At 68.7% G+C, this 16,576-nt stretch carries 15 protein-coding genes, 2 tRNA genes and 1 riboswitch; of the genes, 10 read left to right on the top strand and 7 right to left on the bottom strand.

Annotated features, from left to right (window positions below):
• On the top strand, positions 1-185 hold a 185-nt coding region (locus NN2_RS38260; protein WP_218022067.1), incomplete at its 5' end, for a hypothetical protein.
• A gap of 101 nt (positions 186-286) precedes the next feature.
• On the opposite strand, the gene NN2_RS28635 is transcribed toward NN2_RS38260, so the two are convergent.
• The 3 genes from NN2_RS28635 to NN2_RS28625 form a co-directional block, all read right to left on the bottom strand.
• Positions 287-601, bottom strand: coding sequence for a DMT family transporter (locus NN2_RS28635; protein ID WP_063017527.1), 315 nt, complete (start codon positions 599-601; stop codon positions 287-289).
• Between the two features lie 17 nt (positions 602-618).
• Positions 619-686: riboswitch (guanidine-III (ykkC-III) riboswitch) on the bottom strand.
• A gap of 42 nt (positions 687-728) precedes the next feature.
• A tRNA-Pro gene (locus tag NN2_RS28630) sits at positions 729-805 on the bottom strand.
• 79 nt (positions 806-884) lie between these two features.
• Positions 885-955, bottom strand: a tRNA-Gly gene (locus tag NN2_RS28625).
• A 778-nt stretch (positions 956-1,733) separates the two neighbouring features.
• On the opposite strand from NN2_RS28625, the gene NN2_RS28620 reads away from it, so the two are divergent.
• The 4 genes from NN2_RS28620 to NN2_RS28605 all read left to right on the top strand — a co-directional run bounded on the left by NN2_RS28620 (position 1,734) and on the right by NN2_RS28605 (position 6,330).
• Positions 1,734-2,738, top strand: a complete 1,005-nt coding sequence (locus NN2_RS28620) for a GGDEF domain-containing protein (protein ID WP_063017525.1) — start codon at positions 1,734-1,736, stop codon at positions 2,736-2,738.
• 93 nt (positions 2,739-2,831) lie between these two features.
• Positions 2,832-3,653, top strand: coding sequence for a hypothetical protein (locus NN2_RS28615; RefSeq protein ID WP_063017544.1), 822 nt, complete (start codon positions 2,832-2,834; stop codon positions 3,651-3,653).
• Between the two features lie 53 nt (positions 3,654-3,706).
• Positions 3,707-5,035 (top strand): phosphatase PAP2 family protein, encoded by a 1,329-nt coding sequence (locus NN2_RS28610; RefSeq protein ID WP_063017523.1) that lies wholly within the window; start codon positions 3,707-3,709, stop codon positions 5,033-5,035.
• Positions 5,032-6,330, top strand: a complete 1,299-nt coding sequence (locus tag NN2_RS28605; protein WP_082857346.1) for a glycosyltransferase family 87 protein — start codon at positions 5,032-5,034, stop codon at positions 6,328-6,330. Before NN2_RS28610 ends, NN2_RS28605 begins: the two co-directional genes overlap by 4 nt.
• On the opposite strand, the gene NN2_RS28600 is transcribed toward NN2_RS28605, so the two are convergent.
• Complete coding sequence (locus NN2_RS28600; protein WP_063017522.1) at positions 6,318-7,133, bottom strand: Fpg/Nei family DNA glycosylase; 816 nt, start codon at positions 7,131-7,133, stop codon at positions 6,318-6,320. The genes NN2_RS28605 and NN2_RS28600 overlap by 13 nt on opposite strands.
• Positions 7,134-7,211: 78 nt before the next feature.
• Positions 7,212-7,682 carry a ribose-5-phosphate isomerase gene (locus NN2_RS28595; protein WP_062962784.1) on the bottom strand — a complete coding sequence of 157 codons (471 nt, stop codon included), beginning with the start codon at positions 7,680-7,682 and terminating at the stop codon, positions 7,212-7,214.
• Positions 7,683-7,755: 73 nt separating this feature from the next.
• Between NN2_RS28595 and NN2_RS28590 the strand changes: the two genes are divergently transcribed.
• On the top strand, positions 7,756-8,823 hold the full coding sequence (locus NN2_RS28590; protein ID WP_063017519.1) for a M48 family metallopeptidase: 1,068 nt from the start codon (positions 7,756-7,758) through the stop codon (positions 8,821-8,823).
• 46 nt (positions 8,824-8,869) lie between these two features.
• Here the strand turns inward: NN2_RS28590 and NN2_RS28585 are convergent, their stop codons facing one another.
• Complete coding sequence (locus tag NN2_RS28585) at positions 8,870-9,526, bottom strand: mycothiol-dependent nitroreductase Rv2466c family protein (protein ID WP_030512703.1); 657 nt, start codon at positions 9,524-9,526, stop codon at positions 8,870-8,872.
• 156 nt (positions 9,527-9,682) lie between these two features.
• Between NN2_RS28585 and NN2_RS28580 the strand changes: the two genes are divergently transcribed.
• The 3 genes from NN2_RS28580 to NN2_RS28570 all read left to right on the top strand — a co-directional run bounded on the left by NN2_RS28580 (position 9,683) and on the right by NN2_RS28570 (position 12,700).
• A complete protein-coding gene (locus NN2_RS28580; protein ID WP_063017517.1) occupies positions 9,683-10,903 on the top strand; it encodes an NAD(P)/FAD-dependent oxidoreductase in 1,221 nt (406 codons plus the stop codon).
• Positions 10,904-11,000: 97 nt separating this feature from the next.
• A complete protein-coding gene (locus NN2_RS28575) occupies positions 11,001-11,402 on the top strand; it encodes a YciI family protein (protein WP_030512701.1) in 402 nt (133 codons plus the stop codon).
• Between the two features lie 11 nt (positions 11,403-11,413).
• Positions 11,414-12,700, top strand: coding sequence for an RNA polymerase sigma factor (locus NN2_RS28570; RefSeq protein WP_082857345.1), 1,287 nt, complete (start codon positions 11,414-11,416; stop codon positions 12,698-12,700).
• A 69-nt stretch (positions 12,701-12,769) separates the two neighbouring features.
• On the opposite strand, the gene NN2_RS28565 is transcribed toward NN2_RS28570, so the two are convergent.
• On the bottom strand, positions 12,770-13,594 hold the full coding sequence (locus tag NN2_RS28565; protein ID WP_030512699.1) for a phosphoribosylaminoimidazolesuccinocarboxamide synthase: 825 nt from the start codon (positions 13,592-13,594) through the stop codon (positions 12,770-12,772).
• Between the two features lie 222 nt (positions 13,595-13,816).
• Here NN2_RS28565 and pepN point away from each other — a divergent pair, with 222 nt between their 5' ends.
• Positions 13,817-16,411, top strand: a complete 2,595-nt coding sequence (gene pepN / locus NN2_RS28560) for an aminopeptidase N (protein WP_063017538.1) — start codon at positions 13,817-13,819, stop codon at positions 16,409-16,411.
• Positions 16,412-16,576: the final 165 nt, after the last annotated feature.

The following is a 16,576-nucleotide window of genomic DNA, read 5'->3' as shown; positions in this document are numbered from 1 at the left end:
GCGGACACCGGGGCACCGCCGACGTGCCCGCCCGCACAGGTGGCAAACCCGCGCGCGAACGCACGGCGGCGGCCCCCGGCCGGACCGAGCGCGGCTCGTCCGCCCGCTCGACCGGCGGAACGAAACATGTTCAGGCGCATGCTCGTTCGGCCGGATCGCCGCGGCCGGCGCGCGGCAATCGATAAGTAACTTCCACCGACCGGCGGTCCCGGCAGGCGAGCGCTCACCCATCCGGGTGAACGTCGCGGCCGGGACGCCGCCGGCGGGTTCGGTGATCCTCGACCGGCTATCCGGTCAGTTTCAATCCCACGACGCTCGCAACGATCAACAGCAGCAGAGCGATCTTCACCAGCGACGCTTGTTCGGTCCCGGTGACCATCGCGTACAGCACGGTGAGCGCGGCCCCGATGCCTACCCACACCGCGTAGGAGGTGCCCACGGGCAGAGTGCGCATCGCATAGGCGAGACCCGACATCGAGGCCACCAGCGCAGCCGCGAAGACGACCGACGGCACGATGCGGGTGAAGCCGTGTGATTTCCCCAGCGCGGTGGCCCAGACGGCCTCGAAGACTCCGGACAGCACCAATACGATCCAGGCCATAGCCGGCATTCCCTTCGGAAATACCGTCTTGTCGGGGTCCGGGTACGGTTGCGATCGTCCGGTCGGCCGCAGAACGCGGCCTCACAATTCCAGCGCCCACGACCGGGCGAAAATTCCCGGTCGTCCGTGGTCGGGATGACAGGATTTGAACCTGCGACCCTCCGCTCCCAAAGCGGATGCGCTACCAAGCTGCGCTACATCCCGTTTCCGTCCAGCGGCTCCGCTGGCGCCTCCCGATGGACGGGATCCGGCGGCCGGGGATTGCCGACAATCCCCTCATCGGAGCGGGTGACGGGAATCGAACCCGCACCATCAGCTTGGAAGGCTGAGGTTCTACCATTGAACTACACCCGCAGGCATACGACACCAATGGGATCGCCACGATGTCGTCTGCGTGTAGGACTGTACCGAACTTCACTTCCGGAATGCCAATCGCGCACCCGGTTTTCGCACGGCGCGTCCGCCGGACTGCGCACCGGCGCTCCCGGCTCCCTCCGCAGCCGGCCCACAGCGACTGCACAGCAACCGCGTCGGTCGGTCGAGGTGACGCCTTCCGAGCGGTTTACGGCACGACCGCCGTCACCGCCGAAGGCAAGGTCGCCACCGGCGGTCGGGCGCACCCATCCGCCGCCGCCTGTTCCCACACCTGGGCACAACCCGGTGCCGCAGCGACCCCCACACGCAGGCGGAGCATCGAACGTTCACTCCACGACCGAACCTCGCCAGCTCGCTGTGATACTCGTCACCAGCGACTCGCCGCCGCCGCTCGATCCGGTGCGATGTCGAGCCCTCTGGCCTGCGATAAGAACGATTCGCGAAGACGCGCCCACCCGCGGGTGAACGTCGGCGCCAACACACCGGGCGCGACACGCTGGGGCAAGGTGTAACGCCGCAGGCCCGGCGTCGATCACACTGCCGATCGCCATTCGCGACGTATCGGAACAGGTTGTAAAACAGCGTTTTTCGGTGCCGAGTGGCTTGCTAGGATCCTTTTTGCCGGACGGGGGTATCTGGAAAGGGGGCGGTGAGCGTGCGCCGAAGGTGTACTCGACCGCGAAGCAGTGAGCGCGTTCCGGAGGGCGTGACCGGCCGGAGCGCCGGCGTCGACGACGTCTGCGCGAGGTGATCGGCGATGCCTGCCGAACTCGACACGCAGACCGCCGCCATCGTGGCGGCGACGACACGGGACTGGGTTCGTGCCGTCTATCCCGGCAGCGGGCTGACAGTCGGTCCGGAACACCTCGAGCAGGTGTTCGCGGCCATCGTCGACGAATTGTTGAATCTTGCACAGTCCGAACCGTTTCCGGTATCCGCCGCCCGCGCGATCGGGCGACGGCTGGCCGAGGCGCCCCTCGACCGCACCCGCATGCTCGCTCCTGCCACCAGAGCGCTGCTGGGCTTCGCGCCGGGTGATTCCGGCTCCCTGGTGGCGACCCGGTGGCCGTTCGTGGCCAGCCATGCCATCGACAGCTATGCCGAGGCCCTGCAGCAGCGCGCCCTGGCCCAGCAGGAGCGGAATCTGACGGCGGCGGTTTCGGTGCGAGTGCAGGAGATCGCCGCGCTGCAGGACCGGCTGCGGCACGAGGCGACGCACGACGCGCTCACCGACCTCGCCAACCGCTCCCTGCTGCAGGAGCGGGTGCGGCTGATGGCCACCGACCACACCCGCGGTGTCGGCTTGCTGCTGATCGATCTGGACGATTTCAAGCAGATCAACGACGGCTACGGCCATTCCGTCGGCGACGAGGTGCTGGTGGAGATCTCGCGGCGGCTGCGGGCGGCCTGCCCGGACGAAACGGTCGTATGCCGCTACGGCGGCGACGAATTCGTCATCGCCCTGCCCGCCCGCCGCAATACGCTCGCCGAGGTGGCGATGCGCGTGCTGACCGCCCTGCACGATCCGGTGCCGACCGATGCCGGGCCGGTGCCGGTGTCCGCGAGCGTCGGCACGGCGTTCTCCCCGCCCGGACGTCCGTGCGACTTCTCCGATCTGCTGCGCAGCGCGGACCGGGCGATGTACTCGGCCAAGACGGCCGGCAAGCGGCAGTTCGCACTGTCCGAACTGAGCGATTCCGACGGCGAGCCGGGCGGTTACGGCGCCGCCCGACTCGACTACGACGCAGCCGTCGCAGGCTGAGAGCAAGCCTCGGGCAAACCGTCTACGCGTACCCTGGTCGATGTGTGGCTCCTGCTGATTCTTCTGGTCGTCGTGCTGATCGCGTTCGTCGCGATGGCGGTCGCGGGGCGTTCGAACCAACGCACCCGGGAGAACAACCAACTCGCCGACGCGAAGGCCGACGCCCGCCGGTTGACCGAACGCCTCGGCGGCCAGGTCTACAACCTCACGGGGACCGATCAGGCCTCCAAGCAGGCGCTCGCGGATGCGGGTGAACGGCTCAACGCCGCCGGCTCGCAGATCGATCAGGCCACCACCGTCACCCAGGCGCGGCTGGCCAAGGAAACCGCGATCGAGGGCCTGTACTACGTGCGCGCGGCGCGGACCGCGATGAATCTCGACCCCGGCCCACCGGTCCCCGAACTGGACGGGCAGCGGTCCGCCGGACGCGTCACCGAGGACCGCACCGTCGACTTCGACGGCCGCCGCATCGAGGCATCGCCCACACCCTCCCCGCAAACTCCGAACTACTACCCGGGCGGCCGGGTCGCCGGTCGTCCGGTGCCGGCCGGCTGGTACTCCGAGCCGTGGTGGAAGACCGCACTGGTGGCCGGTGCCTGGGGCGTGGGCTCGGTGCTGCTGTTCGACGCGCTGTTCGGCGGCATGCACGGCGTCGGTTACGGCGCGGCCGGCTTCGAAAACGGTTACGGCGAAGGGTATGACGCCGGATTCGACGCGGGGCAGGACGCCGGTCAGGATCCCGGGCAAGGCTTCGACGGCGGTGACCAGGGCGGATACGACACCGCCGGATACGACGGCGGCGGCTACGACCAGGGCGGCGGGTACGACGGCGGCGGCTTCGATGGGGGCGGCTTCTTCGACGGCGGGGGTGGCTTCGACGGGGGCGACTTCGGCGGATTCGACGGAGGTTTTTAGCTTTCCGGTAACCGGAACTTGCGCCTCCGTTTACGTTGTGTTATCGATCTTCAGTGTTGATCGACCACGAGGCGAGGGTAGTTCCCTCGTCGTCGTTATCCGGGGGTGGGAAAAAGCCCCGACTACGGGCCGCTGCCGCATTCGCCGCCGCTGTGGCCCTGCTCACCATCGCCCAGGTGTGGGCATCCGACCACGGCGCCCTCGGGCCCTTTCGTAGTCTCCTCGCCGATTACGCGGCCGATCCGCAGTCGGCGTTCGTCTCCTGGGCGGGGCTGGGCCTGGCCTGTGTCGGTGTGCCCGCGCGCATCCGGGTCGTCAGCCTCGCCTCGGCGGCGGTGCTGGACCTGCTTGTACTCGGCGTGCAGGCGCTGTGCGGCTGGCACCTTTCCATCGGAACCGGACCCACGCTCGTCTTGACCGCGCTGGCACTGACCGTCGCCCGGTGGCATGGCCGGCCACGGCGGATCGCCCTGCGCGCCATCGCCTTCGGCGTGTTGCTGATCATGGCCTCGAAGCTCGCCGATACCTGGCTGCTGGTGAGCATTTCCGCCGGTCCCCGCGTACTGGATCAGTACGTGCAGTATGCCGATCGGGCACTGGGAGATCCGGCGTGGGCGGTGGGCAGCCTGCTCGACGCCGCGGGCCCGATTCCGTCGAATGTATTGCACGCGGTGTACATCCAATTGCCGGCGGCGGCCGTGGTGGTCGCGGTCTGGCAGCTGCGCCACGTGACGACGAGGCCGTGGCCGCGGCACAACCTGCTGCTCACATTCCTGGCACTGGGCATCGTCGGGCCGCTCGTCTACGTACTGTTTCCCGTGGTCGGCCCGGTCTTCGCCTACGGTCCACTGGGCCACGGCCTGCAGATCGGCGACTGGCCGCATACGGTGCCGACGATATCCGGCACCCCGGCGCCGATGCTCTTCGATTCCGCCACCGCTCGCAACTGCATGCCGTCGATGCACACCGCTTGGGCCACAGCGCTGTTCGTTCATTCCCGCTCCGGGCCGCGGTGGCTGCGCTGGGGCGGGGCGGTGTGGCTGGTGTGCACGCTGCTGGCGACGCTGGGCTTCGGCTACCACTACGGCTGCGATCTCGTGGCGGGGGCGGTCCTGTGCCTGACCGTGGAATCCGCACTGCGCGAACCCGAACGCGGCTGGGACGGCCACCGGATCCGGATGGTGACGCTCGGCGCCGGGGTTTTCGCGGGGCTGCTGCTGTCCTATCGTTTCCTCGCGGAGATCATGGCCGCCCACCCGCTGCCGTCCGGACTCGCCGTCCTGGCCGCGCTGGCCGCCGTGATCTCCCTCTTCTACACGACGTGGTTCGCCGCGCCCGAGCGCCGAACGGCGAACATCGAAAGGTCGGTCTCAGCTTCATGATCACGGTGCGGACGGAGCGGCGCCAGCTGCTCCGCCACCAGCATTCGGACGACACGAGATATTTCCCCCGCATTCCGATCGTGATCGGAATTCTGCTCTCGGTGTCGGCCGCCCTGCTCATCTCGGCGCTGCACGGTTTCCTCGATCTGCAGGTCTATCGGGTCGACACCCTGGCCTGGTTGCACCGCGGCGCACTGTACGGTCCGCCGCTCCCGGTGGCCGGCCATACCGACCTGCCGTTCACCTATCCCCCGTCGGCGGCGGTACTGATGGCGCCACTGGCCGTGATGCCGCTCTGGCTGGCGGAGATCGCGGTGACGGCCAGTTCGCTGGCCTGTCTGTCGGTGACCGTCTGGCTCGTGCTCTCCCGGATCCGGCCCGATCTCAGCCCCCGGTCGAAAGCAACCCTGACCACTCCCGTCGTCATCGCGATGGCGGCGCTCGAACCGGTGCACACGACGCTGTGGTTCGGGCAGATCAACATCATCCTGATGGCCGCGGTGGCGCTGGACTGCCTGACCGTGAAACCCCGCTGGCCCCGAGGAGTGCTGATCGGCATCGCGGCCGTCACGAAACTGACTCCGGCGGCCTTCGTGCTGTATCTGCTGATCCGCCGGGACTGGAAGGCGGCGGGAACGGCGGTGGCGACCGCCGCGGGAGTGGTGCTCGCCGGATTCGTGCTGTTCCCGCGGACGTCCACGCAGTACTGGCTGCACGCGATCGTCGAAACCGGGCGCATCGGCGCGCCCTACTACGCCGGTAACCAGTCCCTCAAGGGCATGATCTATCGACTCGGCCTGCCCGAATCCGCGGCCGTGGCGGTTTGGCTCGGACTCGGGCTCGCCGTCGTCGCCGCCGGCGCGGTCGCGATGCACCTGCTCCTGCGCGCCGAGCGCACCGCCGACACCGGCCCGCTCGCATCCGGGAATGCCCCCGCGATCACGAAATTCTCGGTCGCGGCCCTGCTGCTGAATGCCGCAGTGCTGCTACTGGTTTCGCCGGTCTCGTGGACCCATCACTGGGTCTGGGTGGCGCCCGCACTGGTGACCGCCGCCCTGTGGTCCGCGAGCAGATCCGCGGTGGCGGTGGCCGGCGCGATCGCCGCCGTCACCGCCCCGTTCCTGATCGGACAGGTGCTGGTGCCGGGCGGCGGGGACCGGGAGCTCGACTGGAATTGGTGGCAGCACCTGCTGGGCAATACCTACGTCCTCGTCGCCGTCGCGCTGCTCGGACTCGCGCTCACGCGTCTGCTCCGGCGCCGCGCCCCAGCGATACCGGCTGCTCAGTCCGGCTGACAGGTGGGGCACCAGAACAGGTTTCGCCCCTCGAGCACGGCATGGGCGACGGTGGTTCCACAGATCCGGCAGGGCTCTCCGGCACGCCGATAGACGTAGGTGCGGGGTTTGCCGACCGCATAGGACGGCGCGCCGCGGTCGTGTTCGGGGCGCACCACCACGATGGCGCCCCGGCGCACGCCGACCTTCATCAGCGCGACCAGGTCCGCCCACAGCGCCTCCCACTCCCCGGCCGTGATCGCGCGGCCGGGGCGTTGCGGTGACATGCCGTGCCGGAAGAGCACTTCCGCGCGGTAGACATTGCCCACGCCCGCCACCATCGACTGATCCATCAGCAGCGCCGCGATCGACCGGTTCGAGCGGCGGATCCGCTGCGCCGCCCGATCGGGATCGGCATCGCGCCGCAGCGGATCCGGCCCGAGCCGGGCGGTGAGGACGTCGACTTCCGGTCCGTGCAGGACCTCGCACGCGGTCGGCCCGCGCAGATCGGTCCCGTACAGCGTGGTCGCCGACTTCCCGGCGCCGATCATCCGCATCCGCACCTGGCCGACCGGGTCGCTCAGGGGCGCGGGCGATTCGGTGAAGGTGCCGTAGAGACCGAGGTGCACATGGACCACCAGGCCCGAATCGTAATGGTGCAGAAGGTGTTTACCCCACGCCTCGGCCTTGGTCAGCGTGGCTCCGTCGACCAGGGCGGCACCGTCGGCGAAGCGCCCCTGCGGACTGGATACCCGCACGACACCGCCCGCGAAACGCTGCTGATGCAACTTCGCCAGGCGATGCAGCGTATGCCCCTCAGGCATCGACCGAATTCCGTTCCACTCCCACCGGCCCGCGGCCGGACGGGCCGGACGGCGCCGCCCGGCCCGGTTCGGTACCTGCTAGCTCTGCACCGCCGGCGGCTGACCGGTCTTCTCGTATTCGGCGATGATGTCGATGCGCCGCTGATGCCGCGCCTCGTCCGACCACGGCGTCGCCAGGAACGCATCGATGATCGCGAAGGCCTCCTCGGTGCTGTGCATCCGGCCGCCGATGCCCATGAGCTGCGCATTGTTGTGCTCACGAGCCAGTTTCGCGGTCTCCACGCTCCAGGCCAGCGCACAACGCGCGCCCGGAACCTTGTTCGCGGCGATCTGCTCGCCGTTACCGCTGCCACCGAACACGATGCCGAGGCTGCCCGGGTCGGCGACGACGCGACGGGCGGCGTCGATGCAGAAGGCCGGGTAGTCGTCGACGGCGTCGTACTCGTGGGCTCCGCAGTCGACCACGTCGTGACCGGCCTGCGTCAGATGATCCTTCACTTGGTTCTTCAATTCGAAGCCGGCATGGTCGGCACCCAGGTATACGCGCATGGCTGAGATTCTGTCAGGTGGGTGGTTTCGCTCCACATGGGGTCGTTTCCCGATCCTCTATAGAGTTCAGCCCATGCAGTCCGAAGATCAGTGGGCCGATCAGTCACCACAGCAGGGGCGCGGACCGGGGTGGAATCCGGTGACCGGTATGGCGGGGTGGGATCCTCGGCTGGGACCGCCGGGATGGGGTCCGCAGCAAGCGTTTTCGCCGCCGCACATCCCTCCGTACCAACCGACGCGGGGACTGTCCCCGTGGGGTATGCCGGCCCGGCACAGCTGGGAGATCCCGCTGCTGATCGTCGTGATTCTGGCCACCGTCAGCGGATATCTGATCGCGCTGCTGTTCCTGCTCGTCGGTGCGGTGAACTATTACGTCCTGCTGCTGATCCTCGCGCCGCTGCTGCTGTGGTTCGGCCGCGGCACCAATTATTCGATGCAGCGGCTCAATGCCGTGAAGATGTCGCCCACCCAGTTCCCGGAGGGATACCGGATGGTGGTCGAGGCGGCCGCGCGCTTCGGCATGGCGACCGTCCCGGATGCCTACGTGGTGCTGGGCAACGGGCAGATCAACGCCTTCGCCTCGGGACACGGATTCCGACGCTACGTGGTCGTCTACAGCGATCTGTTCGAGGTCGGCGGTCAGGCTCGCGACCCCGACGCGCTGGCCTTCATCATCGGCCACGAGGTCGGACATATCGCGGCCGGCCATGTGTCGTACTGGCGCCAGCTGGGCATGTTCCTCGTGCCGTTCCTGCCGATCATCGGCAACTCGCTGATTCGCGCGCAGGAGTACACCGCCGACAATCACGGTTTCTGCAACCGTCATCTCGGCGCTCCGGGCGCGATGAAAACCCTTGCGGGCGGCAAATACCTGAACTCGCTGGTCGATTTCGACGAGATGGCCGACCGCGCGCCACAGGACAAGGGGTTCTTCGTCTGGATGGTCAACGCCATGTCCTCGCATCCGGTGCTGACCTGGCGGATGTGGGCGCTGCGCGACCGCAGCCGGCACGGGCGGATGTTCCTGCGGCCGAGCGGTCCGCCGGCGGCCCCGCCGCCGCCGATGCCACCGGCCGGACCGCCCGTCCAGATGGGCAGCTACCCCGGATACGGCGAAGTTCCGGGGCTGCCGCCGCGGTAGCCGTGCGCCCGGCACGGGGCGCGCGTCGCCCCGTGCCGTCGATGCACTAGTCGAACTGCGGGTCCTCGGTCCGGGTCCGCTTGAGCTCGAAGAAGTGCGGGTAGGACGCCAGGGCGACCGCCCCGTCCCACACCTTCCCCGCCTCCTCGCCGCGCGGGATCCGCGACAGCACCGGGCCGAAGAACGCGGTGTTGTTGATGTGGATGGTCGGCGTGCCGACATCCGGCCCGACCTTGTCCATGCCGGCGTGGTGGCTCTTGCGCAGCGCCTCGTCGTAGTCGGTGCTCGTGGCGGCCTCGGCCAGTTCGGCGGGCAGCCCCACCTCGGCGAGAGCGTCGGCGACGACCGCGGCCAGGGTGTCGGCCTGGTTCTCGCGCTCGTACTCCTCCCGGCGATTGTGGATGCGGGTGCCCATCGCGGTGTACAGCGGTGAGAGCACCTTCTCACCGTGCTGTTCGGCCGCGGCGATGGCCACCCGGACCGGCCCCCACGCCGATTTCATCATCTCGACGTAGCGCTCGGGGAGGTCCTCACGGCCCTCGTTGAGCACGGCCAGGCTCATGACGTGGAAGTGCGTGTCGATATCGCGGACCTTCCCGACCTCCAGAATCCAGCGCGAGGTGATCCAGCACCACGGGCACAGCGGATCGAACCAGAAATCGACGCGGTCCCTGGAACCGGCGGTGGTCGTCTGATCGCTCACATTTCGTCCCTTCGAAGAAGCAGTGGGGAGGCCGCACGCCACCCGCCCTCAGCATTGGTCAACGCCGCGAAGTTGGCGATATTTCCCGATCGCCGCGGGATCGCACAGTAGGGTCGGATGCGACCCTGGTTGCCCGCTGCCCGGAGGTTTTCCCCAATGCCCACAGATTCCAGGTTCGTCATCGTCGGTGGCGGTCTGGCCGCCGCGAAGCTGGCGGAGTCGTTGCGCGACAACGATTTCGACGGCGCCATCACGTTGATCGGCGAGGAGGCGCAGCTACCCTACGAGCGGCCGCCACTGTCGAAGGAACATCTGCTCGGCAAGAAATCGCTCGCCGATTTCACCGTGCACACCGGGCAGTGGTATCGCGATCACGAGGTCGAACTGCTGCTCGGCACCACCGTGACGGCCATCGACCGCTCGTCGAAAACGGTTGCGCTGCCGGACGGTTCGACCCGGCCCTACGACAAACTCGCCCTCGCCACGGGCTCGCGCTCGCGTCGATTGCCGATCCCCGGCGCCGATGCCGAGGGCGTGCACATGTTGCGCACGATCGGGCAGTCCGATGCGCTGATCTCACTGTTCGGCTCGGCTCGGCGGCTGGTCGTCGTCGGCGCGGGCTGGATCGGCCTGGAGGTCACCGCGGCCGCGCGCACCGCAGGTCTCGAGGTGACCGTCCTGGAGGTCGGCGCGGTCCCGCTGCAGGGCGCGCTCGGCGAGGAGATGGGCGCGGTCTTCGGCGAGTTGCACCGCGCGCACGGCGTCGACCTGCGCTGTGGCGTGAAGGCCGCCGAGATCGTGACCGCCGACGGGAAGGCCACCGGCGTCCGGCTCGACGACGACACGGTCGTGGACGCCGATGCGGTGCTGATCGCGGTCGGCGCCCGGCCGAATATCGAACTGGCCGCCGACGCGGGTCTCGCGGTCGAGGGCGGCGTGCTGGTGGACGAGAGCCTGGCCAGCAGCGATCCCGATATCGTCGCGGTGGGCGATATCGCCGACCAGCAGCATCCGGTGCTCGGGCAGCGAGTGCGGGTCGAACACTGGGCCACCGCCCTCAATCAACCGGTCGTGGCGGCGCTGACGATGCTCGACCGGCCCGCGACCTACGATCGGCTGCCGTACTTCTTCACCGACCAGTACGACCTCGGCATGGAGTACACCGGTTTCGTCGCGCCGGGCGCGACCACGTCCGTGGTGGTGCGCGGCGACACCGCGAGCCGCGAATTCGTCGCCTTCTGGCTGGACCAGGGCAATCGCGTGCTGGCGGGGATGAACGTCAACGTCTGGGACGTCACCGATCGGATCAAGGAACTGATCCTCGGCGGCGCCCCGGTGAATCCGGACGCGCTGGCCGACACGAGCACCACATTGTGACCACAGTCACAGCCGAGGTAGGTCGAGGAGTCGCGGCCGGCTCCGACCCGATCGTGAGCGCGCCGCGGTGGCGCGCCGGCGAGCCGAGGAGATCATCGTGAAGTACATGCTGCTCAAGACCTACCGCCCCGCCGCGCACTGCGATACTCCGATCGGCGAATGGCCGCCCGAGGACATCGCGGCCCATATCGAATTCCAGCGCGCGCTCGGTGCGGCACTGCGCGAATCGGGCGAGCTGGTCGACGCCCAGGGCCTGGCGTTTCCGGATCAGGCCCGCATCGTCAGCGCCGACGGGCGGTCCGCGCCGGTGGTCACCGACGGTCCGTTCCCGGAGACCAAGGAATTCCTGGCGGGCTACTGGATCGTCGATGTGGACAGCGCCGATCGGGCGTTGGAGATCGCCGCGCAGGCATCGGCCGCACCGGGCCCGGGCGGCACACCCATCGGTGAATACATCGAGGTGCGCGCGGTGATGGACGCCCCGGCGACCGAGGCCTGAGCCGCCGAGCCATGCCCGGATCACAGGTACCGGCCGTCCCTGTCGGGCAGCCGTCGGAACGCGATGCGCGGCGCGGCGAGTCCGCACAGGAGGTCGCGCTGCTCCTGCGTGAGGTCGCACCGGTCGTGCTGGGAATTCTGGTGCGCCGATACGGCGATTTCGATGCGGCCGAGGACGCGGTGCAGGAAGCGATGCTCGCCGCGGTCACCCGGTGGCCGGACAAGGGCTACCCGGACAATCCGCGGGCATGGCTGCTCCAGGTCGCGCAGCGGCGATTGATCGACTCGGTGCGCGCGGAGATCGCACGCCGCACTCGCGAGACGACGGTCGCCCTGCGGGACGTGCCACCCGCGGAGACCGATCCGGCCGCCGATGACACATTGACGTTGCTGCTGCTGTGCTGCCACCCGGCATTGTCGCCCGCCAGTGCGATCGCGGTGACGCTGCGCGCGGTGGGCGGTCTCACCACCGAGGAGATCGCCCGGGCCTTCCTGCTGCCGGAAACCACCATGGCCCAGCGTATTTCACGCGCCAAGAAGCGGCTCGCCGCACTGCCGCGCCCGTTCGCCGAGTCCGCTGGGGCCCCGGAAGAATGGGGGCCGCGGCTCGGGCCGGTCCTGCATGTGCTGTACGTGATTTTCACCGAGGGGCATACCGCGACCGGCGGCTCCCGGTTGTACCGCACCGATCTCGCGGCGGAGGCTATCCGCCTGGCCCGCAAGGTCCACCGGCTGCTCCCGGACGATCCGGAGGTCACGGGGCTGCTCGCGCTGATGCTGCTCACCGACGCCCGCCGCGCGGCACGCCTGGGCCCCAGCGGTGAATTGATTCCGCTGGCCGAACAGGACCGCACCCGCTGGGACCGCGAACGTGCCCGGGAGGGAATGCGGCTGGCGACGACGGCGGTCGAGGCGGGATTGGGCGGTCCGTATCGTGTCCAGGCCGCGATCGCCGCACTGCATACCCGGGCGCCGAGCGCCGAGGAGACCGACTGGGAGCGAATTCTGCTGCTGTACAACGTCTTCGAACGGCTGTCGGACAATCCGATGGTGAGCCTGAACCGCGCCGTGGCGGTGGCCATGGTGCACGGGCCCGCCGCCGGACTGGAATCGGCGAACGCGCTGGCGGAGCGCCTGCGAGGCAGCCATCGACTCGAGGCGGTACGGGGACATCTGCACGAGATGGCGGGTGACCGCGCGGCGGCGATCGAGTCCTATACGGCAGCGGCTCACCTGACCACGAGTACGCCCGAGCGCGACTACCTCATGCTGCGAGCGGCCGAGCTGCGCGCATCGTAGCCGGCGGACGCTCGCCGATCATCGAACCCGATGCGACGCAACCGGTTCCGGATGCGAAGCTGACCGAGCTCACGACCAAGTGTTGCCGGTGATGCGCTGGTAGGCATCCATGTACTTCTCGCGGGTCACGGCCACGACATCGGCGGGAATCTCCGGGCCGGGCGGCTCCTTGTCCCAGCCGGTGGAGGTCGCCCAGTCGCGGACGAACTGTTTGTCGAACGAGCGCTGCGCCCGGCCGGGCTCCCATTCGTCGGCCGGCCAGAACCGCGACGAATCGGAGGTCAGGACCTCGTCACCGAGAGTGAGAACATCACCGTCCCAGCCGAATTCGACCTTGGTGTCGGCGATGATCACCCCGCGCCCCGCGGCGTGCTCGGCGCCGCGGGTGTAGATCTGCAAGGTCAGGTCGCGGAGTTTCTCGGCGACCTCGCGACCCTCCTGATTCACCACATCGTCGAAGGTGATCGGCTCGTCGTGTCCCGCGGACGCCTTGGTGGTGGGGGTGAAGATCGGCTCGGGAAGTTTGTCGCCCTCCCGCAGCCCGCCGGGCAGCGCCACCCCGGAGACCGCGCCGGTGCGGCGGTACTCCTGCAGGCCGGAGCCGACCAGGTAGCCGCGGGCGATGCACTCCACCTGAACCATCTTCAGCGGTCGCACGCGCACCGCCCGCCCGGCGAATTCGTCGGGCACGTCGGTGGTCGAGAGCACGTGGTTGGGCACATCGGAGAAGTAGTCGAACCACCAGTTCGACAACTGGGTGAGCAGCGCGCCCTTGTCCGGAATCGGCGTCGGCAGCACCACGTCGTAGACCGAGACCCGATCGGAGGCGACCAGAATCAGCGATTCCCCGTCCTCGTAGAGATCGCGCACCTTACCGGCGTGGATGTGCTTCACCGGCCCTCCTCGCTTCGCTGTCCGCCGCACACGAACGCCCAGCCTACCGAGCGCCCCGGCGGGCCCGGACGCTCGGTGGCGTGGCGCGCGGCGTTTCGTCACGCACGGGGTGCGGATACACGGTCGGCCCAGCCGTGCGGTCGCGAACGTGGCATTCTGGGCACCGTCAGCGACTGCATCCGCAGCGTGGTTCACACGACCGGTCCGAGCGAAGGAGTCTCCTTGTCTGCACCGAACCTCACCCGCGACCAAGCCATCGCGCGGGCCGCGACGATCAGTGTGGAGAACTATCGCGTCGAACTCGACCTCACCGGGCAACCGACCGGTCCCGCGGCCACCGCCGGCGAGACGTTCTTCTCGCGCTCCACCGTCACGTTCACCGCCGCCCCGGGCGCGCAGACCTTCATCGACATCGTTGCCGCGGGTGTGCGTTCGGCCGTACTCAACGGCACCGAACTCGACGTTTCCGGCTACGACGAGTCCGAGGGCCTCACCCTCACCGATCTGGCCGAGAACAACGTCCTGGTGGTCGAGGCCGACTGCGTGTACTCGCACACGGGTGAGGGCCTGCACCGCTTCGTCGATCCGACCGACGACAAGGTCTATCTGTACTCGCAGTTCGAAACCGCCGACGCCAAGCGGATGTTCGCCTGCTTCGACCAGCCCGACCTCAAGGCGACCTACGACATGACGGTCACCGCGCCCGCCGACTGGGAGGTGATCTCCAACGGCGCCGCGACCGCCACCCGCACCGTCGGCGAGGTGGTCGAGCACACCTTCGCCACGACGCCGCGGATGAGCACCTATCTGGTCGCGCTGATCGCCGGGCCGTACGCCAAATGGATCGATGTGTACACCGACGATCAGTCCACGATCCCGCTCGGCATCTACTGCCGCGCCTCGCTCGCCGAATTCATGGACGCGGAACGGCTTTTCACCGAAACCAAGCAGGGCTTCGCGTTCTACCACCGCAATTTCGGTGTCCCCTACGTGTTCGGGAAATACGATCAGCTGTTCGTTCCCGAGTTCAACGCCGGCGCGATGGAGAACGCCGGCGCGGTGACGTTCCTCGAGGACTACGTGTTCCGGTCCAAGGTCACCCGGGCCTCCTACGAGCGTCGCGCCGAGACCGTGCTGCACGAGATGGCGCATATGTGGTTCGGCGATCTCGTCACCATGAAGTGGTGGGACGATCTGTGGCTGAACGAGTCGTTCGCCACGTTCGCCTCGGTGCTGTGCCAGGCCGAGGCCACCGAATACACCGGCGCCTGGACGACTTTCGCCAATGTGGAGAAGTCGTGGGCGTACCGGCAGGATCAGCTGCCCTCCACCCATCCCATCGCCGCCGACATTCCGGACCTGGCGGCCGTGGAGGTCAACTTCGACGGCATCACCTACGCTAAGGGCGCCTCGGTACTCAAGCAGCTGGTGGCCTACGTGGGGCTGGAGCCGTTCCTGGCCGGGCTGCGGGACTACTTCGCCGCACACGCCTTCGGCAACGCCACCTTCGACGATCTGGTCGGCGCGCTCGAAAAGTCCTCCGGGCGTGATCTTTCCGGCTGGGGCGCGCAGTGGCTCAAGACCACCGGCCTCAACACGCTGCGTCCCGACTTCGAGGTCGACGCCGACGGGAAATTCACCCGATTCGCGGTCGTGCAGGGCGGTGCCGAACCCGGCGCCGGCGAACACCGCGTGCATCGCCTCGCCATCGGCGTCTACGACGACCGCGACGGAAAGCTGGTGCGTACCAAGCGGGTCGAACTCGATCTCGACGCCGCCGAGCGCACCGAGGTCGCCGAGCTGGTCGGCGTCGAGCGCGGTCAGCTGGTGCTGGTGAACGACGACGACCTGACCTACTGTTCGCTTCGCCTGGATCCACAATCGCTCGACACCGTGGTCGCGCGCATCGCCGATATCGCCGAATCCCTGCCGCGCACGCTGTGCTGGTCGGCGGCATGGGAGATGACGCGGCAGGCGGAGATGCGGGCACGGGATTTCGTGGCGCTGGTGCAACGCGGGATCGGCGCCGAAACCGAAATCGGTGTGGTGCAACGGCTTCTGATGCAGGCACAGACCGCCCTGGCGAGCTACGCTGACCCGGAGTGGGCCGATCAGACCGGATGGCCGGCCTTCGCCGACCGGCTCCTGGAACTGGCTCGTGCGGCCGAACCGGGTTCGGACCATCAGCTGGCCTTCGTCAACGCCCTCACCGCCGCGCGCCTGTCGCCGTGGCACAGCGAAGTGCTGGGCACGCTGCTGCTGGACTCCGATCCCGCCGCGGTCGAACTGCCCGGGCTCGCGGTGGACACCGATCTGCGCTGGCGGATCGTGCAGGCGCTCGCGGCGGCCGGTCAGCTCGATGCCGAGAGCACCGACACCCCGGTCATCGACGCCGAACTCGAGCGTGATCCCACCGCCGCGGGCCGGCGCCAAGCGGCCGCGGCCGCCACCGCCCGGCCGCAGGCCGAGGTCAAGGAGAAGGCGTGGCGGACGGTGATGGACGACGACTCCGTCCCGAACATCACCGCCCGCGCCATCGTCGGCGGCTTCGCTCCCATCGGCCAGGGCGAACTGCTCGCGCCCTATGTGCAGCGCTACTTCGACGAGATCGCCTCGGTGTGGGAACGCCGCTCCAGCGAGGTCGCGCAGACCGTCGTGGTCGGCCTCTACCCGCACTGGGCCATCAGCGAGGAAGCCGTGGCCGTGGCCGACAAATTCCTCGCCGATGAGCATCCGCCGGCCCTGCGCCGCTTGGTGATCGAGGGCAAGGCGGGAATCGAACGCTCGCTGCGCGCCCGCGCCGCCGACATCGCCTGAGTCCGGTTGCCCGTGGTGGTGCGGTCGCCACCACGGGCCCGAAATCGGGGCGTGCCGGCTCGGCTCGAGATCTGAGGGATGCGCAGCCTCGGCCGCGCATCGACTGCCGCTGCTGTGGGCAGATCTGCTGACAGCAGCATGACGGGCGCGTGCCGGGTCCGCTGC

Origin of the sequence: Nocardia nova NBRC 15556 (assembly GCF_001613005.1) — a bacterium.
In the GTDB taxonomy this organism is placed as follows: domain Bacteria; phylum Actinomycetota; class Actinomycetes; order Mycobacteriales; family Mycobacteriaceae; genus Nocardia; species Nocardia nova.
This window is presented reverse-complemented; position numbering and strand designations above follow the sequence as displayed.